The organism is Pseudomonas sp. TE21435, from assembly GCF_056279265.1.
Window position 1 is genome coordinate 1,490,337 of the sequence record NZ_JBWBQZ010000001.1, and the last position, 26,067, is coordinate 1,516,403.

Consider the following 26,067-nt stretch of genomic DNA (forward strand, 5'->3'; position numbering starts at 1 on the left):
TTACTGCTTCACCCTGCTGTGATACAGGGCCTGCCCGTCATGCCACCAGGCGGCCAGGCTGAACACATCCGGCACCTTGAGGATGCTGAAATGGTTGCCTGGCCCCTGCCACACCTCCAACTGCGGTAGCCATTCACGCCAGCCGTCTTCCATCACCTGTTGCTCGCCCTGGTTGCCGGCCGCGTCCAGGCTCGGATCGGCCACCAGCACCAGCCGCGCCAGACCATCGAATCCACCCTCGGGGCGATACACCGTGCGCAGCGCCGTGGCGAAGGTTCGCACCACGCCCTCAAGCGCCTGCGGCGAAGAGCGCGACGGCATCAGGCCGACCCGTACCATCGCCGCGTGCAACTGACGCAGCTGTTCCTGATCGTCGATTTCAGCGAAGGCTACAGGTTCGATGCCCAACGTCTTGCCGGTGGACAGTTGCAACGACTCGACAAGCCGCTGCAGGGCCTGGGTAAAGGTGTACGGCTTGCCGCAACTGCCCCCCGCGCCCGGCGCCTCGCTGTCGATCAGGGTCAGGGAGCGCACCTCGCGCCCCTTGGCCTGCAGGCGTATCGCCATGGCATGGGCCACCCAGCCACCGAACGAATGCCCGACCAGGTTCAACGGTCCTTCGGGGTACAGCGCCTCGATGGCCTGGGCATGGCACGCCGCAGCCACCTCGACCGAGCAATGGGGCACTTCACCCGCAGCCAGGCCACGCGCCTGCAGGCCATGCACCGGCCAGTCCGGCCCCAGCGCCTCGGCCAGGCCGATGAAGCTGGTCACGCTGTCGCCGGCGCCCGGCACGCAGAACACCGGCACATGGCCCGGCACGCCACTCTGGATTGCCAGTAGCGGCTGGTGCGCCGCCGGCGCGAGCGCCGACGCGGCCTGCATCGCCTGGGCGATGGCCTGGCCGAGCACGGCGGCTTGCGGGTCCTGCACCATGCTCTGGTGATCGCCCGGCACGCTCAGGCACTTCAGCTCCTGCCCAGGCAAGGCCTCGGCCCAGCCCAGGCTCGGGCTGTCGGTGACGATACCGGCGCTGCGCTGTTCGGCGATGAACAAGTGCAGCGGCACCGGCAACGGCGCCAGGCGATAGTGAGCCAGGGCATGGCCATGGGCCAGGTGACGCTCGAAGAAGTGACGCAACTGTCCATCGCTGGCCTGGGCCAGGCCGGGCACCAGCAACTGCCGCTCACGGCAGTGGGCAAGCAGTGCCTCGAAGGGCAATGCGCCCGGCTGCAACGCCTCGATCTCGGCCAGTTGCGTAGCCCCCGCCTCGCCCTGCGCCTGCCAGTGCACGCGGCAATGCAGCAGCAACTGCGCTTGCACCAGATGCGGCCCTTGCCAGCGCGCCTTGCCCTGGTCGCTCAGGCGCGGCACGTAGGTGTCGATCAGGCCGACGAAGGCCACCGGCTCGTCCGCGCCCAGCAATTGCGCCGCTACCTCGTAGGCCAGCACACCGCCGAACGACCAGCCAGCCAGGCGATACGGCCCGTGTGGCTGCACGGCGCGAATCTGCCGCACCAGGCGCGCAGCCAGGCACTCCATGGTGTTCAATTGCACCTGCCCGACGGCGACGCCGGCCAGCCCATAGATAGGGAAATCACCTTCGATATGCCGCCCCAGGACCGGGAAATACAGGTCCAGGCCACTGAACTCATGGATCAGGAACAGCGCAGGCTGGCTGCCTGCGGCACGCACCGTGAGCAGGCCTTGCGCCTCGTCCTCAGCCGCCACCTCGTCGAGCAGCGGCGCCAGGGCGGCAATGGTCGGGTGCTGGAACAACTGGGCCAGGGTCATGTGCAGGCCAGCCTGGCGCATCTCGCCCATCAGGCGGATCGCCGACAGCGAATGCCCGCCCAGTTCGAAGAAGCTGTCATGCCGCCCGACCCGCTCGACCTCGAGCACCTGCGCCCACAGCGCCGCCAAGGCCTGCTCCACCGGCGTCACCGCCGCCTCGAACACCGCCACGGCCAGGTCCTGCGCGCCCGGCAGTGGCAGGGCCCGACGATCGACCTTGCCGTTGTTGGTCAGCGGCAGCGCCTCAAGTGCGACGAACGCCGCCGGCAGCATGTACTCCGGCAACCGATCGCGCAGGAAAGCACGCAGCGCCGCACCGTCCAGGGCCATGTCGGTACGGGTGTACCACGCCACCAGGCGCAACGGCCCCTGCTCCAGGCGCAGGGCCATGACCACGGCCTCTTCCAGGCCCGGGCACTGGGTGAGGTGTTGCTCGACCTCGCCCAGCTCGATGCGAAAGCCGCGGATCTTCACCTGGTCGTCGGTGCGGCCCAGGCATTCCAACTGGCCATCCTCGCGCCAGCGGGCCAGGTCACCGGTGCGGTACAACCTCGCCCCGGCACCTGCGGCGAATGGATCGTCGAGGAAGCGTTCGGCGGTCAGCTGCGGACGATTCAGGTAGCCGAGGGCGACGCCGTCGCCGCCGATGTACAGTTCGCCGGTGACGCCCTCGGGCAGCAAGCGCCCGTGGCAATCGAGGACATAGGCCGTGGTGTTGCCGATCGGGCCGCCGATCGGCACATGCTCGGCGCCGTCGACCACCGCCCGCACCGCACTGGCGGTGGCGAAGGTGGTGGTCTCGGTGGGCCCATAGCAGTGCACCAGGCGCAACTGCGGCGCCTGGGCCAACAAGGCGCGGAAGCTGGCGGGCTCGCCGCGCTCGCCGCCGCACAACAGGATGCGCAGCCCGGCCAACGCCTCGGGGATCAGTTGCACATACTGGTTGAACAGCGCCGTGGTGACGAACATCACGCTGGCGCCGCCCTGGCGCAGGGCGGCGGCGAACTGCGTCGGCTCGACCAGGGTCTGGTGATCGATCACCAGCACCTGGCCTCCGTTGAGCAGGCCGCCCCAGACATCCATGGTCGCGGCGTCGAACGCCGGGTTGGCGACGAAGGCGAAACGGTCCGTGGCGTTGAAGTCGGCATAGCCGTTGTTCAGCACCAGCCGGGCGATGCCGCGATGGGTCACCCGCACCCCTTTCGGCGTGCCGGTGGAGCCGGAGGTGTACATCACGTACGCCACCGCGTCGGCCTCCTGGGCCAGGCCCGGGTTGTGCGTGGGCTGCTCGTCCAGCGCCAGGCAGTCCAGGTCGATGCGCCGCGCCTCGCAATCCGCGGCCAGGCTGCCAAGGGTCAGCAACACCGCGGCCTGGCAGTCCTGGACCATGAACGCCTGGCGCTCGGCCGGGGCGTTGATATCCAGCGGCACGTAGATCGCCGAACACTTGAGCACGGCCAACTGCGCGACCAGCAACGGCAGCGAGCGAGGCAGCAGGATCGCCACATGATCGCCGGCCGCCACCCCCTCGCCAATCAACCAGTGCGCCAGGCGGTTGGCCTGCTCATTGAGCTCGGCGTAGGTGAGCTGGCGCTCGTCATGCAGCGCCGCCAGCGCCAACGGATGGCGCGCCACCTGCTGCTCGAACAGGCGGTGCACGGGCACCGACCTGGGGTAGGCGCGTTGCGTGGCGTTGTAATCCAGTAATCGACGACGCTCCTCGGCCGGCACGATGTCCAGCCGCTCCAGGCCTTGCTCGGGATCATGTGCCAGGGCCTCGACCAGGTGTGCGAGAGCCTGCTCGAGGTAACCGCACAGCCGCCGGGCGTCCAGGCCCGCCGCGCACTGCGCGGTCAGGCTGAAGCGCTCCCCGAGGTCGTCGATGCTCAGGGCCAGCGGGTAGTTGCTGCGTTCCTGCGCATGCAGCAGCTCGATGCCCTGCCAGGCACGCCCATTGGCAGTGTCATGGGCCAGCGCGGCGGCACTGTGGCGGTAGTTGAGCAAGGCGCTGAACAGCGGCGCACCGGGCGGCAAGGCACTGCAGCGCTGCGCCAGGGCCAGTTGCGCATGCTCGTGCACCAACAGCCCGGTCAGCCGGCGGTGGGTGTCGAGCAGCGCCTCACGTACCGGCAGGCGGCCCACGTCCAGGCGCAGCGGCAAGGTGTTGATGAACACGCCCAAGGCCCGCTCCATGCCTTCACCGCCCTGCAGGCGACCAAGCAGCACGGTGCCGAACACCACGCTGTCGCGCCCCGACAATTGCCCCAGCACCAGGCCCCAGGCCAGGTGCATCAGGCTGGCCGCGCCCACACCCAGCAGCCGCGCCTGTTCGCGGGCCCGCCGCGCCAGCTCGTCGTCCAGCCAGTGCTGGGCTTCGGCCACGGCGTCGGCGTGGGCCAGCGGATGCGGACCGTAGGCCAGGGTCGGCTCGTCGATATCACCCAACTGCTCGCGGAAGTATGCCTCATGCTCGGCCTCGCCGGCACCCTGCAGCACCTGGGCGATGTAGTTGCGGTACGGCACCGGCGGCGGCAAGCGCAGCTGCTCGCCGAGCAGGCAGGCCTCCAGTTCGGCGCGCAACACGTCCTGGGCCACGTGATCCATGACCAGGTGGTGGAACAGCAAGGTGGCGGTGATCCGCCCGCTGCTCGGGTCCTGGCGGTGCACCAGGCGCAGGAGCGGCGCGCGGGTCAGGTCCAGGCGCAGGCTGATCGGCTCATCCGCGGCCAGTTCCTGCACGGGCAACGCCGCCTGGCGCCATACCACCTGCACCGGCTGCGCCAGACCTTCCCAGTACAACGAAGAGCGCAAGATGTCGTGCCGGGCGATTACCTGGTCCAGCGCCTGGCGCAACGCCTCCAACCGGGCCTGGTCGGCCACCGCGAAACGCGCCTGCAGCAGGTAGGGATCGTCACCCTCGCTGGCCAGGTGGTGATAGAGGATCCCCGCCTGCAACGGCCCCAGCGGATAGATGTCCTGTACATTGGCGGCACCGCCAGGCACCTGATCGACGATCCGCTCGATGTGCGACTGCTCCAGCGCCACCAACGGCAGCAAGTCCGGCGTGATGCGCCGGCAATCACTGCCGATGCGGTTGGCCGGCACCCGGCTTCCGCCATGCTGGCTCAGGCTCGCGGCCACGGCGGCCAGGGTCGGTTCGGCGAACAGCACGCGGATGTCCGCGTCCAGGCCCTCGGCACGCAAGCGGGCGATCAGGGTCACGGCCAGCAGCGAGTGGCCACCGAGCTCGAAGAAATGGTCCTGGCGCCCTACCCTCGGCACATTGAGCAACTCGGCCCATAGCGCCGCCAGATGGCGCTCGGCCTCGCCTTGCGGCGCCTCGTAGGCACGGCTGAGCACCGCGTCGGCACCAGGGTCGGGCAGACGCTGGCGGTCGAGCTTGCCATTGGCCGTCAATGGCATGGCCGGCAATGCCACATAGGCCGACGGCACCATGTAGTCCGGCAAGCGCGCCTGGGCATGCTTGCGCAATACCGCCACGCCCGGCACCGCATCGTCGGCCGTGAACCAGGCGACCAGGCGCTCGCCGCGCAGCAGCACCGCCACTTCGCGCACACCCGGATGGCTGGCCAGGCAGGCCTCGATCTCGCCCAACTCTATGCGCAGACCGTGCAGTTTCACCTGGAAATCGTTGCGACCAAGGAATTCCAGCTCGCCATCGGCGCGGCGGCGCACCAGGTCGCCGCTGCGGTACAGGCGCTCATCGACCACGAACGGGCTGGCGCCGAAACGTTCGGCCTCCAGCGCCGGCAGGCCCAAATAGCCACGCGCCACGCCGACACCACCGATGTACAACTCGCCCACCACGCCCCGCGGTACCGGCAGGCCGTTGCTGTCGAGCACATACAGGCGGGTGTTGGCGATCGGCCGACCGATCGGTGGCGCCTCTTCGGGCACGGGCTGCCGGGGCTCGAGGGTCCAGACGCAGCAGTCGACGGTGGCCTCGGTGGGGCCGTAGACGTTGTGCAGCCGAACCTGCGGCAGGCGCTCGCGCAACTGGCGCAGCAACGCCGAAGTCAGCTCGCCACCGCCACAAACCACATCGGTGAGGCTGTCGCAGGCCGCGCTGGCCTCCAGGGCGAGGAACTGCTGCAGCAGTGCGGGCACGAACTGCACCACGCTGACCCGCTGGCGCTGGATCAGCGCCGCCAGGTAGTCCGGGTCGCGCTGGCCATCCGGGCGCGCCAGCACCAGGCGCAGGCCGGCACACAGCGGCCAGAACAGCTCCCATACCGACGCATCGAAGCTCACCGGGGTCTTGTGCAGCAGCGCACCTGATGCGCTCGGGGCGATCAGCCGCGAACTCCAGTGCACCAGGTTGCACAGGCTGCGGTGCTCGACCATCACCCCTTTCGGCGTGCCGGTGGAGCCGGAGGTGTAGATCACGTAGGCCAGGTGGCGGGCGCCAAGGCCCGGCACCTGTGGATTGTCCGGCGACTGCTCGGTCCAGTCCGGCTGGTCGAGGTCCAGCCGCGCCACCGGGCTGTCGCTGAAGCGCCGGTTGCTGGCGGCATCCACCAGCAACGCCAGCGGCGCGCTGTCTTCGAGCATGTACGCCAGGCGCTCATCCGGGTAGCCCGGATCCAGCGGCACGTAGGCGCCACCGGCCTTGAGCACCGCCAGCAGCCCGACCAGCAACCGTGGCCCCCGCGCCAGGCACACGGCGACCCGGCTGTCGGCGACCACGCCCTGTTCGATCAGGCGGTGGGCCAAGCGGTTGGCCGCCGCATTCAATTCGGCGTAGGTCAGTTGCCCGTCCTCGGCCTGCACCGCGATGGCCTGCGGCGTACGCGCCACCTGCGCCTCGAACAGCGCGTGCAGCGGTTGCTGCAGGCCGCCGATCCGCTCGCTGGCGTTGCAGGCCACCAGTTCCTGGCGACGTTCGGCGGCGCCGAGCAGCTCGACCTTCGCCGGCACGGCCTGGTCGCTGCCCGCCATCGCCCAGAGTAGTTGCTCCAGGTAACCCAGGTGCCGCTCGATGGTCGCCCGGTCGAACAGCGCGGTGGCGAACTCCAGGGCGCCGCCGTAGCCGTCGGCGGTCTCGCCCAGGCTCAGGGTCAGGTCGAACTTGGCGAAGGTCTGCGTGCCACCCAGCGCCTCCAGCTGCAGCCCACCCAGGCGCAGGGCCTCGCCCGGCACACCGTTCCACGCCAGCGATACCTGGTAAAGCGGTGTGTGGGCCAGGCTGCGCGGCGGGTGCAAGCGTTCCACCACCTGTTCGAACGGCAGGTCCTGATGGTCCTGGGCCTGGCTCACGCAGGCCTTGACCCGGGCCAGCAGCGCGCCGACATCGGGGCTGCCGGCGGTATCGATGCGCAGCGCCAGGGAGTTGACGAACAAGCCGATCAGCCCCTCGACCTCGGCCTGCCGGCGGTTGGCCACCGGGGTGCCGATCACTACCTCGGCCTGGCCGGACAGGCGCGCCAGCAACACCGCCCAGGCGCCGGCGAAGAGCATGAACGGGGTGACCCCATGACGCAGGCACAGCGCCCGCAGGTCTTCGCTCAAGCGCCGATCCAGGCGCACTTCTACGCGGTCGCCAAGGTAGTCCTGACGGGCCGGTCGTGGCCGGTCGGTGGGCAGGGTCAGCAGCACCGGCGCACCGGCCAGGGCCTGGCTCCAGTAGTCGCCCTGGCGCTGCAAGGCCTCACCGCTCAGCCAGCGACGCTGCCACAGGGCGTAGTCGCCGTACTGGATCGCCAGCGCCGGCAGCGGGTCGTCGCGGCCTTCGCTGAAGGCCTGGTACAACGTCGCCAGCTCCTGGGTGAACACCCCCATCGACCAGCCGTCGGCAACGATATGGTGCAAGGTCAGCAACAGCACATGGTGGTCCGCCGCCAGGCACAGCAGGCGGCCGCGCACCGGCAGCTGGTGCGCCAGGTCGAATGGCAGCATCGCCTCGGCCTGCATCAGCTCGGGCAACTGCTGCGCCGCGCCGCGCAGGTCATGCCAGGCCAGGGCGAAGCCGCCCCGTCCGGGCGCCACCCGTACCCGCGCCTCGGCGCCTGTCTGGGTGAAGTGGCTGCGCAGGCTCTCGTGGCGCTCGACGATGCGCTCCAGCGCCCGCTCCAGGGCCTCGCGGTCCAGCGGGCCGCGCAAGGCCAGGCCCAGGGGAATATGGTAGGCGGCGCTGGCATCGTCCATCTGCGCCAGGAACCACAGCCGTTGCTGGGCGAACGACAGCGGCAGGGACTGCCCGCGCGGCGCCGGCTCGATGGCCGGCAGCACGTCGTGGCGATCCTTGGCCAGGGTCGCCGCCACCGTCAGCAGGCGGTCGTCGGCGAACAGCTCGCCCAGCGACAGTTCCAGGCCCAGCCGCGTGCGCACCTGGCCCACCATGCGCATGGCCAGCAGCGAATGACCGCCCAACTCGAAGAAGCGGTCCTGACGCCCCACCCGCTTGAGCTGCAACAGCTCGCACCACAGCTCGGCCAGGGCAACCTCCAAGGCCCCTGCCGGGGCCTCGTAGGCCTGGCTGTCCGCTTCGCGCTCGGGCAACGGCAGGGCCCGGCGGTCGACCTTGCCGTTGGCGGTCAGTGGCCAGGCATCCAGTTGTACCCACGCCGCCGGCACCATGTAGGCCGGCAGGCGTTGTTGCAGCGCGGCACGCAGGGTACCGACCGGCTGCGCCTCGGCGCCGGCAATGTAGTAGGCCACCAGCCGCGGCTGCCCGGGCTGGTCCTCGCGGGCCACCACCAGCGCTTCGGCGACCCCCTCCAGGGCGAGCAGCTGCGCCTCGATTTCCCCCAGTTCGATGCGCAGGCCGCGCACTTTCACCTGGTCGTCGTTACGGCCCAGGTAGTCCAGGGTGCCGTCGGCATTCCAGCGCGCCAGGTCGCCGGTGCGGTACATGCGTGCGCCGGGCACCTCGCTGAACGGATCTTCGAGGAAACGCTCGGCGCTCAGGTCTGCGCGGTTCAGGTAGCCGCGCGCCACACCGGCTCCGCCCACGTAGAGTTCGCCGGCCACACCGCACGGCACCAGCTGCCGCGCATCATCCAGCAGGTACACGCGGGCATTGGCGATCGGCCGGCCGATGTCCAGCACGCCGCCCGGCAGCACCAGGCCCGAGGTGGCGACCACGGTCGCCTCAGTGGGGCCGTAGTTGTTGACCACGACAAAGCCGGGGTCGCTAGTGAACTGGCGCAGGCGGTCGCCGCCGATCAGCAAGGTGCGCAGGGTCGGATGACGCAGCCCCTGGGTGAAGGCGTACTCGGCCACCGGGGTCGGCAGGAACGCCACCTTCAGGGGTTGCTCCAGCCACCAGGCCAGCAGACCGTCGAGCTGCTCGTTGCCCAACTGCGCTGGTGGCAAGTGCAGCACCGCCCCGGCGCACAGCGCCGGCCATACTTCCCAGGCCATGGCGTCGAAACCGAAGCCGGCGACGCTGGCGGTGTGATCCCCCGCGCCCAGCTCGAAGGCCTTGCAGTGCCAGTGCACCAGGTTGGCCAGGGTGCGGTGCTCGACCATCACGCCCTTGGGCTGGCCGGTGGAGCCGGAGGTGTAGATCACGTAGGCCAGGTGGCTGGCCTGCAGGCCGGCGACCTCGGGGTTGTCCGCACGCTCCGGCCAGTGCGGCCTGTCCAGTGCCTGCGCCGCCACGCCCAGCCCTTCAAGGCGCACCAGCAACGCCTGCTGCGCCAGCACCACCACCGGGGCGCTGTCCTCGAGCAGATAGCGCAGCCGCTCGTCCGGGTGCGCCGGGTCCACCGGCACGTAGGCGCCACCGGCCTTGAGCACCGCAAGCAACGCCACCAGGGTGTCGAGGCCTCGGCGGGCCACCACGGCCACCCGCTCGTCGGGGCCGACACCTTGCCCGATCAGGTAATGGGCCAGGGCGTTGGCGCGCAGGTTCAGCTCGCCATAGGAGAGGGGCATGTCGCCTTGGCTGGCGGCCAGTGCCTGCGGTGCGCGGGCCGCCTGGGCCTCGATCAGGCCATGCACGGTCTGCCCGTTCGGGAACGCCAGGGCACTGCGATTGAAGGTGTCCAGCAGGCGCTTGCGCTCGGCCCCGCCCACCAGTTCGACCTCGGCCAGCGGCGCCTGGTCATTGGCCACCATGGCGCGCAGCATGCTGTCCAGATACCCGGCGAAGCGGCGCACGGTGCTTTCATCGAACAGCGCTGTGGCGTACTCGAGGCTGCCGACCAGTGCCTCGCCCTGCTCGCCCATGCTCAGCGACAGGTCGAACTTGGCTACCTGGCCGACCTGTTCCACGCCTTCCAGCTGCAGCCCCGCCAGGGTCGGCGCGGCGCCCTCGGTGGCCAGCCAGTTGAGGGTGGTCTGGAACAGCGGGGTATGGCCGAGGCTGCGCGCCGGCCGGACGATCTCCACCACCTGCTCGAAGGGCAGGTCCTGGTGCGCCTGGGCGTCGAGCAGGCGGGCCTTGACCTGCGCCAGCAGGCGCTCGGTGCTCGGCGCGCCCGCGGTATCGATACGCAGGGCCAGGGTATTGACGAACAGGCCGACCAACGGCTCCAGTTCGGCGCGGCCGCGCCCGGCCACCGGGCAGCCCACCACCACCTCGGCCTGCCCGCAAAGCCGGGCCAGGGTGGCGGCCCAGGCGCTGAGCATAACCATGTACAGCGTCACCTGGTGTCGCTGGGCCAAGGCCCGCAGGCCGGCCCCCAGGCGCGCATCCAGCTGCAGCGCCAGGCTGGCGCCGCTGAAATCCTGGCGCGCCGGTCGTGGCCGGTCGCTGGGCAGGTTCAGCAGCGTCGGCGCGCCGTCCAGGGCCTGGCGCCAATAGTCGGCCTGACGTTGCAGTTGCTCACCGGCCAGCCAGCGCCGCTGCCACACGGCGTAGTCGCCATATTGGATGGCCAGCGCCGGCAGCGGGTCGTCCTTGCCCTCACGCAGCGCCGGGTACAGCGCGTTCAATTCGCGGGTCAGCACGCCGAGGGACCAGCCATCGGCGACGATATGGTGCACGGTGAGGAGCAGCACATGGTGCGCCTCACCCAGGCGCAGCAGGCTGGCCCGCAGCAACGGCCCCGTCGTCAGGTCGAAGGGGGCGGAGGCCTCGTCGCGCAGGTGCCCGGCCAGTGCCTGCGGCGCCAGCGTCCGGCGCTGCAGCCAGCCGGGTTGCGGGGGCGCGGCGATGATCACCTCGGCACTGTCGCCACAGGGCACGAAGCGGCTGCGCAGGCTCTCGTGGCGCGCGACGATGCGCAGCAAGGCGGCCTCCAGCGCGTCGGCATCCAGTGTTCCGCGCAGGCCCAACGCCAGCGGCACGTTGTAGGCCTGGCTGCCGCCTTCCAGTTGAGCGAGGAACCACAGGCGCTGCTGGGCAAACGACAGCGGCAAGGGTTGCTCCCGAGGCACCGCGACCAGCGCTGGCAGCTCGCTGCGCCCGGCGCCGGCCAGCACCTGGGCCACCGCCGCCAGCTCGGGATTGGCGAACAGATCGGCCAGGGCCAGTTCCACGCCAAGGCGCAGCCGCACCTGGGAAACCATGCGCATGGCCAGCAGCGAATGCCCGCCCAGCGCGAAGAAGTGGTCATGCCGGCCAACCCGCTCCACGTGCAGCAGCTCGCCCCACACCTGGGCCAGGGCCTCTTCCAGTTCGCCTTCGGGAGCCACGTAGGTGCGCTCGAACAAGGCCGAACGTTCTGGCGCCGGCAGCGCACGGCGGTCGAGCTTGCCATTGGCAGTCAGGGGCAGTGCGTCCAGCGACACATACGCAACCGGCACCATGTATTCCGGCAGATGGGCCAGCAACTGCCCGCGCAGTTGCTCAGGCTGGGCCGGTTCCAGGCCCGCCTGGGCGGTGAAGTAGGCCACCAGCCGCGGTTGGCCGGGCTGGTCCTCGCGGGCCACCACCACCGCCTCGCCGATGCCCGGCAAGCCGTTCAGGCGGCTTTCGATCTCACCCAGTTCGATGCGCACGCCGCGAATCTTCACCTGGTCGTCGTTGCGGCCCAGGTAATCGAGGGTGCCGTCGGCCAGCCACCGCACCAGGTCGCCGGTGCGGTACATGCGTGCACCGGGTGTCGTGCTGAACGGGTCGTCGAGGAAGCGTTCGCGGGTCAGTTGCGCACGGTCCAGGTAGCCGCGGGCAACCCCGGCGCCGCCGATGTAGAGCTCGCCGGGCACACCCAGGGGCACGGGCTGCAGGTACGCATCGAGCACGTACAGGCGGGCGTTGTCCACGGCGCCGCCGATGTGCAGGGCGCCGCCCGCCTCCACCACGCCGGAGCTGGCCACCACGGTGGTCTCGGTGGGGCCGTAGTTGTTGACCACGGCGAAGGTCTGGGTGCGGTTGAACTGGCGCAGGCGGTCGCCGCCGATCAGCAAGGTGCGCAGGGTCGGGTGTTCGAGCTGGTGGCTGAAGGCATACTCGGCCACCGGCGTGGGCAGGAAACTGACATCCAGCGGCTGGGCGCGCCACCAGGCCAGCAGCGCGTCAAGGTCTTCGTGGCCTTCGCTGGACGGGGCCAGGTGCAGGGTCGCCCCCGCGCACAGCGCCGGCCAGACTTCCCAGGCCATGGCGTCGAAGCCGAAGCCGGCCAGGCTCGAGGTGTGACGCCCCTGGCACAGGTCGAACGCGCGGCAGTGCCAGTCCACCAGGTTGTTCAGGTTGCGGTGTTCGACCATCACCCCCTTGGGCTGGCCGGTGGAGCCTGAGGTATAGATCACATAGGCCAGGTGCGCCGGGCTCAGGCCGCTCACCTGGGGATCGTCACAGCGCGCCGGCCAGTCCGGCTGGTCGAGTGCCAGCACCGGCACCGCGCCTGTGCCCAGGCGGCCGCGCAGCGCCTGCTGGGTCAGCACGGCCACTGGCGCACTGTCATCCAGCAGGTAACGCACGCGCTCGTCGGGGTGTGCCGGGTCCACCGGCACGTAGGCGGCGCCGGCCTTGAGCACCGCGAGCAGGCCGACCAGGGTGTCCAGGCCGCGCCGGGCGAACACCGCCACCCGGTCGTCGGGGCGCACGCCCAGGCCTATCAGCTGATGGGCCAGGGCGTTGGCGAGCCGATTCAACTGCTGGTAACTCAGCGACTGGTCGTCACAGGTGGCGGCCAGGGCCTGCGGATGGGCCTGGGCCACGGCCTCGATGCGCCGGTGCAACGGCCCATGAGTGTCTGTGGCGCCAGGGGTCTGGTTGAAAGTTCCCAGTATGTGCTCGCGCTCTTCGTCCGGCAGCATCGGCAACGCGCGGACGGCAACAGCGGGAGCTTGCGCCAAGGCCGCGAGCAGGCTGCGCAGGGTCTGCTCCAGATAGGCGCAGACGCGTTGCGCCGGCACTTCGGGGCTGGCCAGCAAGGTCAGGCGGAAGGCTTCGCCGAAGTCGTCGACGCTCAAGGTCAACGGGTAGTTGGTGGCCTCGGCGGCATGCACGATCTCGATACCTGCCCAGCCTGCCCGGCGCACCGCCTCGGAACCCGAGGGCGCGCTGTGGCGGTAGTTGAGCAAGGCGTTGAACAATGGCGTCGGTGCCGCCACGCCGCTGCAGCGCTGGGCCAGGGCCAGAGGCGCATGCTCGTGGCGCATCAGCGTGCTCAGGCGCTGGTGGGTAGCCTTGATCGCCGTGGGCAGGTCGACGGCATCCAGGTCGACCCGCAGCGGCAAGGTATTGATGAAAATGCCCAGCGCCCGGTCGGTGGCTTCGGCACCTTGCAGGCGCCCCATCAGCACGGTGCCGAACACCACCTGCTCGCGCCCGGTCAGGCCACCCAGCACCCGCGCCCAGGCCAGGTGGAACAGGCTGGCGACACTCACCCCCTGGCTGCGCGCCTGGCTACGCAGGTCGCGGCACAACGCCAGGTCGAGATCCAGGGCGTGCTCGTCCAGCGCCGCGCCGTCACCCTGCACATCGCCCAGGCCATAGGCCAGGGTCGGCCCATCGACGCCCCCGAGCATGTCGCGGAAAAACGCCTCGTGCTCGGCCTCGCTCACGCCCAGCAGGGCCTGGGCCACGTGGTTGCGAAACGGCACCGGCCGGCCCAGATGGGCACTCTCGCCGAGCAGGAAGGCGAGCATTTCGTGGCGCACCACTTCCAGGGCGCTGTGGTCCATGGCCACGTGGTGGAACTGCAGGGTGGCGTAGACCTGCCCGCCGGGCTCCGGCGCCTGGCACTGCAGGCGGATCAGCGGGGCCTGGGTCAGGTCGAAGCCAGTGTCGGGCAACGCGCCGGGAGCCAGTTGCACGACACGCAGCCGGGCCTTGCGCCAGACCACCTGCAGCGGCGTTTCCAGGGTTTTCCAGTGCACCGAGGTGCGCAGGATGTCGTGCCGCTCGATCACCCCTTGCAGCGCCTGGGCGAAGGCCTCGACCCGGCTGCTGTCGGCAAACACGAAGCGCGCCTGCATAACATAGGGATCATGCTCGCCGGCACTGGCGTGGTGGAACAGCATGCCCTGTTGCAGCGGCACCAGCGGGTAGATGTCCTGCACGTTGGCCGCCCCGCCGGGGATGGCCGCGACCAGCTGGTCGAGGCTGTCCTGGTCGAGGTCGGCCAGGCTGAGCATGGCGGACGTGATGCGCTCGCAATCGGCGGGGATGCGGTTCTCCGGCACTTCGACGCTGCCCTGGCGCGCCGCCACGTATTCACCGCGCTCCAGCAGGGCGACCAGCGCCGGCTTGTGCTCGCGCAAGCGTGCCACCAGGGCCGTGTCGGTCAGGGCCTGGCGATTGCCCTGGACCACCAGCTGGCCATCCTTGAGGGCCAGCTGGACATTGTTGGCGGTCAGTGTCGCCAGTAGTTCGTTGATGCTCACAGGACGATCTCCATTCTGTCTGTGATGGCGGCATAGCCTGCCAGCGTCGGGTGTTCGAACAGGCTGCGCACGTCGGCCTCCAGGCCCGCTTCGCGCAGGCGCGAGGTGAGGGTCACCGCCAGCAGCGAGTGGCCACCCAGTTCGAAGAAGTTGTCATGGCGCCCTACCCGCTCCACGCCCAGCAGCTCGCTCCAGATCCGCGCCAGCAGCTGTTCGGTATCGCCGGCCGGCGCCTCGTAGTCGCGGCTCGGCAGGTCAGCTGCCGGCAGCGCCTTGCGGTCGAGCTTGCCGTTGGCGGTCAGCGGCAGGGCCGGCAGCGGAATGAACAGTGCGGGCACCATGTATTCCGGCAGTTGCCCGAGCAACGCTTCGCGCAAGGCCTCGGCCGGCGGCACGTCGCCGGTGACATAGGCCACCAGGCGCGGGCCGGCCGGCTGGGTGTCGTGCACCAGCACCACGGCTTCGCGCACCCCGGCCACACGAGTGAGGCAGGCCTCGATCTCGCCCGGTTCGATACGCAGGCCGCGCAGTTTGATCTGGTGGTCGGTGCGGCCGAGGAACTCCAGTACGCCGTCATGGCGCTGGCGTACCAGATCGCCACTGCGGTACAGGCGCTCACCGTCGACGAACGGGCTGGCGATGAAACGCTCGGCCTGTTGCTCCGGCAAGCCCAGGTAGCCCCGCGTCACCCCGGCCCCGCCGATGTGCAACTGACCGGCAACGCCGAACGGCACCGGTTGGTCGTGGGCGTCGAGGACGTACAGGCGGGTGTTGTCGATCGGCCGGCCAATCGGCAATGCGCCCGACGGCAGCGGGTCCCGCGCTTCCAGGGTCCAGACGCTGCAATCCACCGTGGTCTCGGTGGGGCCATAGACGTTGTGCAGGCGCACCTGCGGCAAGCGCTCGCGTACCTGGCGGGCCAGGGCTTCGGTGAGCTCGCCACCACCGCAGACGATGTCGGTGAGGCTGGCGCAGGCGGCGCTGGCATCCTCGTCGAGGAACTGCTGCAGCAAGGCCGGCACGAACTGCACCACCTTGACCTGCTGCCGCTCGATCAGCTCCGCCAGGTACTGCGGGTCGCGCTGGCCATCCGGACGCGCCAGCACCAGGCGCAGGCCCGTGCACAGCGGCCAGAACAGCTCCCACACCGAGGCGTCGAAGCTCACCGGGGTCTTGTGCAGCACCGCGCCTTCGCTCGGGAACAGCCCGGCGCTCCAGTGCACCAGGTTGACCACGTTGCGGTGCTCGACCATCACCCCCTTGGGCACGCCAGTAGAGCCGGAGGTGTAGATCACATAGGCCAGGTGCTGCGAGGTCAGGCCAGGCACTTGCGGGTTGCTGTCCGGCAGGTCGCCCCACGTCGGCTGATCGAGGTCGACCAACGTCGCCGACGAACCCACCAGGGCGCGGGTGGCCTGTTGCACCAGCAACGCTCGCGGCTGGCTGTCGGCGAGCATGTGGCCGAGGCGCTCGGCCGGATAGTCCGGGTCGAGCGGCACGTAGGCGCCACCGGCCTTGAGGATCGCCAACAGGCCGACCAGCAACGGCAGGCCGCGCTCGACGCAGATCGCCACCCGGTCGTCGGGTTTCACACCCAGCGCGATCAGGTGATGGGCCAGGCGGTTGGCCTCGGCATTGAGCTGGGCATAACTCAGCTCACCCTGCTCCGCGCAGATGGCCACGGCCTCGGGCGTACGCAGGGCCTGGGCCTCGAACAGCGCCTGCAGGGTCTGGGTCAGCTCGTGAGGCCGCGCCGTGTGGTTGCAGTCGTGCACCAGCTGACGGCGCTCATCGAGCGACAGCACCGGCAGTTTCAGCAACGCCTGGCGTGGCTCGCATGCCAGCGCTTCGACCATGGCCTGCAGCACCTGCCGCAGTTGCTCACAGACCCGCGCGGCGCCGACCGCCGCCGGGGCCAGGGCCACCAGACGGAAGCCTGCACCGATGTCGTCCACGCTCAGGCTCAGCGGATAGTTGCTGCGCTCGTTGCTCTGCAGGGTCTCGATACCCTGCAGCGCCAGGCGCTGGGCCTCGTCCGCCTGGGTGCCGTGACGGTAGTTGAGCATCGCGCTGAACAGTGGCGCCGGCGCCGGTACGCCGCTGCAGCGCTGGGCCAGGGCCAGCGACGCATGTTCGTGGGCGAGCAAGGCGCTGAGGCGCTGCTGGGTCTGATGCACGCCGTCCAGCAAGGTCGTGGCGCGCAGGTCCAGGCGCAGCGGCAGGGTGTTGATGAACATGCCCAAGGCCTGTTCGGCGCCCTCGCCGGCCTCCAGCCGGCCCAGCAGCACGGTGCCGAACACCACGCTGTCGCGGCCACTGGTGGCGGCCAGCAGGCGGGCGTAGGCCAGGTGGAACAGGCTGGCGACGCTGACACCCAACCGCCGGGCCTGTTGCCGCAGGTCTGCGCACAGGGTCTCGTCCAGCCACAGCTGGGCCTCCTCGATGCCCTGGCCATCGACCTGCACGTCGCCCAGGCCGTAGGGCAAGGTCGGCTCGTCGATATCACCCAGTTGCTCGCGGAAGAATGCCTCGTGCTCGGCCTGGCTGACGCCCAGGCGCGCCTGGGCCACGTAGTTGCGGTACGGCGCGCCCTGCCCGGCGGGCACCGCTGCGCCCTGCAGGTAACCGACCAGCTCGCGGCCCAGTACATCCAGAGCGGTATGGTCGAGGACGATATGGTGGAATTGCAACGCGGCCAGCAACCCTGGACCTTGCGGGTCCGACCAGTGGTACAGGCGCACCAGCGGGGCCTGCTCCAGGGCCAGGGCGTGCGGCACCGCGGCTTCATCCGCCACCTCGAACACCGCCAGAGCGGCCTGGCGCCACACCACCTGCACCGCCTGGGGCAGGCCGTCCCACAGCACCGAGGTGCGTAGCACGTCGTGGCGGGCGATCACCTTGCCCAGGGCATCGACGAAGGCGTGCAGGCGTTCTTGGCTGGCGAACGCCATGCGCGAGGCCAGCACGTAGGGGTCGTGCTGCGGCGAGCTGAGGTGGTGGTAGAGGATGCCCTCCTGCAACGGCGCCAGCGGGTAGATATCCTGCACGTTGGCCGCGCCGCCCGGCACCGTGGCGACGATGCGTTCGATGGCGGCCGGCTCCAGTTCCACCAGTGGCAGCATGTCCGGGGTGATCCGGGTGCAGCCGGCCGGGATCCGGTTGGCCGGGACCTCGACCTGGCGGCCCTGGCCCAGGGTCGCCGCCAGCGCCGCCACTGTCGGCTGGCCGAACAGGGTGCGCACGTCGGCCTGCAGACCCGCTTGGCGCAGGCGCGCGGTGAGGTTGACCGCCAGCAGCGAGTGGCCGCCGAGCTCGAAGAAGTTGTCGTGGCGACCGACCTGCTCGATACCCAGCACTTCGGCCCAGATCGCGGCTATTGCCACCTCGGAAGCACCGGTCGGCGCGACATAGGCGTGGCGAACCAGGGCCGAGGGATCGGGATCCGGCAGCGCCTTGCGGTCCAGCTTGCCATGGCTGGTCAACGGCAGGGCGTCCAGGCGAACCAAGGCTTGCGGCAGCAGATGCGCCGGCAGGCTGGCCTGCAAGCCCTCGCGCAGGCGCTCGATATCGACCGCTGCCGCTTCGGTGAACCACGCCAGCAGGCGCTCGTCGCGCACCAGCACCACGGCATCGGCGATGCCCGGCTGGGCCTTGAGCGCGGCCTCGATCTCGCCCAGTTCGACCCGCACACCGCGAATCTTCACCTGGTCATCGTTGCGCCCCTGGTAGTCCAGGGTGCCGTCGACGTTCCAGCGCACCAGGTCGCCGCTGCGGTACATACGGCCAGCGGCGAACGGGTCGTCGAGGAAACGCTCGGCGGTAAGGTCGGGGCGGTTGAAGTAGCCGCGGGCCACCTGCGCGCCACCGATGTACAGCTCGCCGGTCACGCCGACCGGTACCGGCTGGCGCTGCGCATCCAGCACATAGACGCGGGTATTGGCGGTCGGCTTGCCGATATGCAGCGCGCCACCCGGCTGAAGTTGACCGGACGTCGCGACCACCGTGGTTTCGGTCGGGCCGTAGTTGTTGACCAGCACGAAGCCCGGATCACGGTCGAACTGGCGCAGGCGGTCGCCGCCCACCAGCAAGGTGCGCAGGGTCGGGTGCTGGCGTTCGCGGCGCAGTGCCTGCTCGGCCACCGGGGTCGGCAGGAAGCTGACCTGCAGCGGTTGCTGCAGCCACCAGTCGAGCAGTTCGTCCACGTGCTCGCCGCCAATGTGCGCCGGCGGCAGGTGCAGCACCGCCCCGGCGCACAGCGCCGGCCAGGCCTCCCAGGCCATGGCGTCGAAGCCGAAGCCGGCGACGCTGGAGGTGTGGCTGCCGGCGCCCAGGTCGAAGGCCTGGCAATGCCAGTGGACCAGGTTGGCCAAGGTGCGGTGCTCGACCATCACGCCCTTGGGCTGGCCGGTGGAGCCGGAGGTGTAGATCACATAGGCCAGCTGATGCTCGTCCAGGCCGGTAACGACGGGGTTGCTGTCGGCTTCATAAGCCCAGTCATCGCCATCCAGCGCAACCTTGGCCACCTCGCCCACCAGCGACTCAGTGCTCGATTCGACCAGCACCAGCGTCGGCGCACTGTCACTGAGCAGATAGGCAATACGCTCCGCCGGATAACCCGGATCGACCGGCACATAGGCCGCGCCGGCCTTGAGCACGGCCAGCATCGCCACCAGCCGCTGCGGACCGCGCGGCAGGCACAGCGCCACGCGATCCCCCAGGACCACGCCACGCTTGATCAGGTAATGGGCCAGACGATTGGCGCGCTGGTTCAGCTCGCCATGGCTCAGGCTCACCTCGCCCTGTACCACGGCCAGCGCCTCGGGCGCCTGGGCCTCGACCAGCGCATGCACGGTGTGGCCTTTCGGGTAGCTCGCAGCCGTGGCATTGAAGCCTTCGAGCACTTGGACCTGCGCTGTGTGATCGAGGATGGGCAATGTGTCGACCTGCACCGCGCCATCTTGCTCCAACGCCAGGACCAGCCCGGCCACCGCCGAGTTCATCCAGCCCGCGACCCGCTCGGCGCCGATACCCAACAGGGCCAGCACACTGAGGGTGAAGCCTTCGCCGTGGTCATCCACGCTCAGGGTCAACGGATAGTTGCTGCGCTCCTCGCCGCCCAGCTGATGCATGCCCTGGAAGCTGTCGCTATCAGCCGCGGTCACATCAACCGGGCTGTGACGGTAGTTGAGCAACGCACTGAACAACGGCGACGAGGCCGCCACGCCACTGCAACGCTGGGCCAAGGCCAGCGACGCGTGCTCATGGCCAAGCAGCGCCGACAGCCGCTGGTGGGTAAGCCGCACCGCGTCACTGGCCCCCTTGGCCGTGTCGATGCGCAACGGCAAGGTATTGATGAACACGCCCAACGCACGGTCGGCGCCCTCGCCGCCCTGCAGGCGGCCCATCAGCACGGTGCCGAACACCACGTCGTGACGCCCCGCCAGCACGCCCACCACGCGGGCCCAGGCCAGGTGCATCAGGCTCGCGGCACTGACACCCTGCGCCCGCGCCTGTTCGCGCACCCGGCGCGACAAGGCGGGGTCCAGTGGCAGGCGGGCTTCCTCGATATCACGCCCGTCGCCCTGCACATCGGCCAGGCCCATGGGCAGGGTCGGCTCCTCGACATCGCCGAGCATGTCGCGGAAGAACGTTTCGTGCCCCGCCTGCGCGGCGCCCAGGCGCACCTGGGCCACGTAGGTGCGGTACGGCACAGGAGGACTCAGCAGGTGCTGGCGCCCGGACAGCAACGCCTGCATTTCATGGACAATGACCTCCATCGCCGTGTGGTCCAGGGCCAGATGATGGAAGTGCAGCACCGCGACCACGCGCTGCCCGGCCGGGTCCATGGCGTAGGTCAGGCGCAGCAGTGGCGCCTGGGTCAGGTCCAGGCGCTGCGAACGTGCGTCGAAATGATCGTGCAGGCGCTCGATCACCGCCTCCTCGCCCAGCCCAGTGACTTCGTGCACGTCCAGGCGGGCTTGGCGCCAGACCACCTGCACCGGCTCCGCCAAACCTTCCCAGACCACCGAAGTGCGCAAGATATCGTGGCGGTCGATGACCTGTTGCAAGGCACCGGCACAGGCTTGCAGCCGCTCCAGGCTGTCGAAGGCCAGGCGGGTCTGCAGCAGATAGGGATCACCCTGCTCCGCACTCAGGTGGTGATAGAGGATGCCTTCCTGCAACGGCGCCAGCGGATAGATCTCCTGCACATTGGCGGCGCCGCCCGGCACGCTGGCGACGATGCGGTCGATGCTGGCCTGGTCCAGTTCGATCAGGCTGAGCATCTCTGGGGTGATCCGGGTCGCATCGTGGGGGACACGGTTCTCGGGTACGGCCACCTCTCGTCCAGCGCCCACCGCCGCCGCCAGCGCGGCCAGGGTCGGCTGGGCGAACAGCACACGCACGTCGGCAGCCAGGCCGGCCTTGCGCATGCGCTCGACCAGGCTCACCGCCAGCAGCGAGTGGCCGCCCAGTTCGAAGAAGTGGTCGTGGCGACCGACCTGCTCGACCTTGAGCACCTCGGCCCAGATCGCGGCCAGTGCCGTCTCCACCTCGCCCTGCGGCGCCTCGAAGGCGCGGCTGACCACGGCCTCGCTGCCTGGCTGCGGCAGCGCACGGCGGTCGAGCTTGCCGTTGGCGGTCAGGGGCAACGCGTCCAGACGTACATAAGCCGACGGCAGCATGTAGTCCGGCAGCACACCTTGCAGGCGCTCGTGCAGTTCGCCGATGGCCGGGGCCTCGCCGGTGAAGTACGCCACCAGGCGTTTGTCTCCCGGCACGTCTTCGCGCACGATCACCGCCGCGTCACGCACACCCGGGCATTCGCCCAGACGCGCCTCGATCTCGCCCAGCTCGATACGGAAGCCACGCAGCTTGATTTGCTGGTCGGCGCGGCCCAGGTAACGCAGGGTGCCGTCGGCCTGCCAGCTGACCAGGTCACCGCTGCGGTACATCGTGCCGCTATTGAACGGATCCGGCAGGAAGCGCTCGGCCGTCAGCTCCGGCTGGCCCAGGTAACCCAGGGCCACGCCGTCGCCGGCGATATACAGCTCGCCCACCGCCCCCACCGGCAGCAGTTGCTGGCGGGCATCGAGCACGTAGCAGCGGCTGTTGCCGATCGGTTTGCCGATGGGAATGCTGCCCTCACCCACCGCGGTGATTTCGTGGGTGGTGCTGAAGGTGGTGGCCTCGGTCGGGCCGTAGCCATTGAGCAGGTGCTGCGGCGCGCCGTCACGCAGTACCCGGGCGATCACCGCCGGGTCCAGCACGTCGCCACCGACCATCAGGTAACGCAGGCCACGGAACGCCGGCAGCAGGTCGTCGGCGAACTGGTGGAACAGCCCGGCAGTCAGCCACAGCACCGTGACGCCCTGCTCCAGCAGCACCTCACGCAGGCCCTGGCGCGACAGCACCTGGTCCTGGTCGATCACCACCACCGCGCCACCGTTGAGCAGCGGCGCCCAGACTTCCAGCGTGCTGGCGTCGAACGCCGGGTTGGAGGCGAACGCCACGCGGTCCTGGCTATTGAAGTCGGCAAAACCGTTGTTGATCACCAGGCGCACGATGGCCCGGTGCGGCACCTGCACGCCTTTCGGCATGCCGGTGGAACCGGAGGTGTACATGATGTACGCCGCGCTGCCGGCCTCCACCGCCAGCCCCAGCGGCGCAGCCGCATAGGTGTTCAGGTCGAGCCGGTCGACTTCGACCCGGCGCGCCCCCACCACTTCGGGCTGGTCGCTGTGGGTCAGCAGCAGCGCCGCCCCGCTGTCGCCGACCATGAACGCCTGGCGTTCGACCGGGGCATTGCCGTCCAGCGGCACGAACACCGCCGCGCACTTGCTCACCGCCAGCTGGGCCGCCAGCAGGTCGAAGGAGCGTGGCAGCAACAAGGCCACGCGATCACCGGCACGCACGCCCAGTTCCAGCAGATACCCGGCCAGCCGGTTGGCCTGCTGGTCGAGGGCCTGGTAACTCCAGCGCCTTGTGCCATGGGCCACCGCCAGCGCATCCGGGCTGGCCTTGGCCTGCGCCTCGAACAACACATGCACGGGCAGATCACGTGGGTAGTCGCGCCCGCCGGCGTTGAATTGGCGCAGCACCCGCTCGCGCTCGGCTTCCGGCAAGCCATGCAGCCGGCTCAGTGGCATTGCCGGGGTATCCGCCAATGCCTCGACCAAGCGAGCCAGGGCCTCCTGCAACAACTGGCAGACCAAGCCGCCGTCCACGGCCGACACCGCCTGCACGGTCAGGGCGAACCCATCCCCCAGGTCGTCAACGCTGACCACCAGCGGGTAGTTGCTGCGCTCATGGGCGGCCAGCAGTTCGATCCCCTGCCAGGCCTGGGCCTGCTCCGTGCCGCCAGCCGCGCTGTGGCGGTAGTTCAGCAGGCTGGTGAACAGTGCCTGTGAGGCCGGAACACCGCTGCAGCGCTGGGCCAGGGCCAGGGAGGCCTGTTCATGGGCCAGCAGGCGCGCCAGGCGCTGGTGGGTCAGGCGCACGCCTGCGACCACGTCCATGTCACCCACGCTGACCCGCAACGGCAGGGTGTTGATGAACATGCCCAGCGCCCGTTCGGACCCTTCGCCGCCTTGCAGGCGGCCAAGCAGCACGGTGCCGAACACCACCTCTTCACGGCCGGACAACTGCGCCAGCACCTGCCCCCAGGCCTGGTGCACCAGGCTGGCGACACTGATCCCCAGCGCCCGCGCCTGACCGCGCAAGCGTTGCGCCAGGCTGTCGTCCAGGTACTGGCGATGGTCGAGCACATGGCTGCCATCGCCCAGCGCGTCACGCAGGCCGAACACCTCGGTCGGTTCGTCGATATCGCCCAGCAGCTCGCGGAACATTGCCTCCTGCGCCTGATTGTCATCGCGCAGTCGCGCATGGGCCACATAGTTGCGGTACGGCACGCTGTCGCCCTGAGGCTCGCGGCCCAGCAGCACATCGCCGACCTCCGCCACCAGCAGCTCCATGGCGGCATGGTCGAGGAGGATATGGTGCAGCAGCAGGGTTGCCTGCAATCGACCATGCTCCACACTGCTGCTCAGGTGCATCAAGGGTGCGCGCCCCAGGTCCAGGCGCACGCTGTCCAGTGCTGGCTGGATGTCCAGGCGCGCTTGGCGCCAGACCACCTGCACGGCCTCATCGAGCCCCTGCCAGTGCACGCTGGTGCGCAGGATGTCGTGACGGGCGATGACCTGGTTCAGCGCGGAAACGAAGGCGTCCAGCTCGGCCTGGCCGGCGAAGGCGAAGCCCAGTTGCAGCACATAGGGGTCGACCTCGGCGCTGGCCAGGTGGTGGTAGAGAATGCCCTGCTGCAACGGCGCCAGGGCATAGAGGTCCTGGACATTTGCCGCGCCGCCGGGGATCTGCCGCACGACCTGGTCGAGCGCCGCCTGGTCCAGTTTCGCCAGTGGCAGCATATCGACAGTGATGCGCTGACAATCGGCCGGAATGCGGTTGGCCGGCACCTCCACCACCACTTCGCCACCCACCGCCGCCGCCAGCGCCGCCAGGGTCGGCTGGCCGAACAGCACCCGCACATCCGCCGCGAGGCCCGCCTGGCGCATGCGCGCGGTCAGGGTAACGGCCAGCAGCGAGTGGCCGCCGAGCTCGAAGAAGTTGTCGTGGCGACCGACCGGTTCGACACCCAGCAACTCACGCCAGAGTTGCGCCAACAGGGTTTCGACCTCGCCTTGCGGCGCCTCGTAGACCTGCTGCGGCGCCTCTGGCTGCGGCAGCGCCTTGCGGTCCAGCTTGCCGTTGGGGCTCAGCGGCAGCGTCTCGAGGTAGGTGAACGAGGCTGGCACCATGAACTCCGGCAATTGGCCGAGCAGTGCCGCGCGCAAGGCCTCCGGCGCCTGCCGGGCGCCGGTGTAGTAGGCCAGCAGGCGCTGGTCGCGGGCCAGCACCACGGCTTCCTTGACCCCGTCGACGCGGGTCAGGCAGGCCTGGATCTCGCCCAGCTCGATGCGCAGGCCGCGCAGCTTCACCTGGTCGTCGTTGCGCCCGAGGTACTCCAGGTTGCCGTCGGGCAGATGCCGGGCCAGGTCGCCCGTGCGGTACAGGCGACCACCGGCCTGGCTGGCGAACGGATCGTCGAGGAAGCGCTCGGCAGTCAGTTGCTCGCGGTTGAGGTAGCCACGCGCCACCTGCACGCCGCCGATATACAGCTCGCCGGCCACGCCCCGCGGCACGGGCTGGCCGTGGGCATCGAGCACGTACAGCGTGGTATTGGCGATCGGCTTGCCGATCGGCGTGTTGTCCGGCGCCGTCACACAGTGCCAGGCGCTGACGTCCACCGCCGCTTCGGTCGGGCCGTACAGGTTGTGCAGCTCGACCGTCGGCAGCTGTGCCTGGAAGCGCCGCACCAGGCTGCCGGGCAAGGCTTCGCCGCTGCACAACACGCGCTTGAGGCGGTGCGGCAGGACATCGCCATGGGCGAGGAACACATCGAGCATCGACGGCACGAAGTGCAAGGTGCTGACCTGCTCGGCGCGGATCACCTCGCGCAGGTACTCGGGGTCGCGGTGCCCGCCAGGGCGCGCCATCACCAGGCGTGCCCCGGTCTGCAGCGGCCAGAGGAACTCCCACACCGACACGTCGAAACTGAACGGGGTCTTCTGCAGTACCACGTCGTCAGCGCCCAGGCGATAGGCGTCCTGCATCCACAGCAGGCGGTTGACCACTGCGGCGTGCTCGTTCATCACCCCCTTGGGCAGGCCGGTGGAACCGGAGGTGTAGATCACGTAGGCCAGGTGGCGCGGGGTCAACCCGGCCACCTGTGGCGCCTGTGCCGGTTGCTCCAGCCAGGTCGGCAGGTCGAGGTCGATCACCGGCACCGCGCCGGCCGCCGGCACATGGCGTGTGGCCGCGTGCACCAGAACCGCCAGCGGGGCGCTGTCGCCGAGCATGTGCCGGATGCGCTCGGCCGGGTACTCCGGGTCCACCGGCACATAGGCGCCACCAGCCTTGAGGGTGGCCAGCAGGCCGACCACCATCGCCAGGCCCCGCTCGACGCAGATCGCCACCCGGTCGTCGGGTTTCACGCCCAGGGCGATCAGGTGATGGGCCAGGCGGTTGGCCTGTTCATCCAGCTGGCGATAGCTCAACTCGCCCTCCTCTGCCTTTACCGCCACGGCATCAGGGGTGCGCCGCACCTGGGCCTCGATCATTCCGTGCAGGGTCTGGTCGAGGTCGTAGGCCTGGGTCGTGTCGTTGAAAGCGCCCAGCACCTGGCGCCGTTCATCGGCGCTCAGCACGGGCAGGCGCTGCAGTTGCTCCTCGGGGTGCTGTTCAAGCGCCAGCAGCAGACCGTCGAGTACCTGCAGCATCTGCGTGCAGACTCTTTTCGCGCCAACCTGGGCAGACACCTGCACGCCCAGGCGCAGGCCGTCGCCGAAATCATCCACGTTCAGGCTCAGCGGATAGTTGGTGCGCCCCTCGCTGCCCAGCGCCTCGATACCTTCCCAGGCTTGCGCCTGCGGCGCGGCCCGGCTGCTCTGGCGGTAGTTGAGCAAGGCGCTGAACAGC

General features: G+C 69.7%; 2 protein-coding genes (1 of these 2 cut by a window edge). Both read right to left on the reverse strand.

Going from position 1 to position 26,067, the window contains the following annotated elements:
* A complete protein-coding gene (locus ACZ9C1_RS06885) occupies window positions 1–14,535 on the reverse strand; it encodes an amino acid adenylation domain-containing protein (protein ID WP_476253793.1) in 14,535 nt (4,844 codons plus the stop codon).
* Window positions 14,532–26,067 carry the final stretch of a non-ribosomal peptide synthase/polyketide synthase gene (locus ACZ9C1_RS06890; RefSeq protein WP_476253794.1) on the reverse strand. Its footprint extends 13,910 nt past the window's final position, so the window shows 11,536 of its 25,446 coding nt (coding positions 13,911–25,446); its start codon lies off the right edge, out of view — the gene reads right to left on this strand; its stop codon occupies window positions 14,532–14,534. Before ACZ9C1_RS06890 ends, ACZ9C1_RS06885 begins: the two co-directional genes overlap by 4 nt.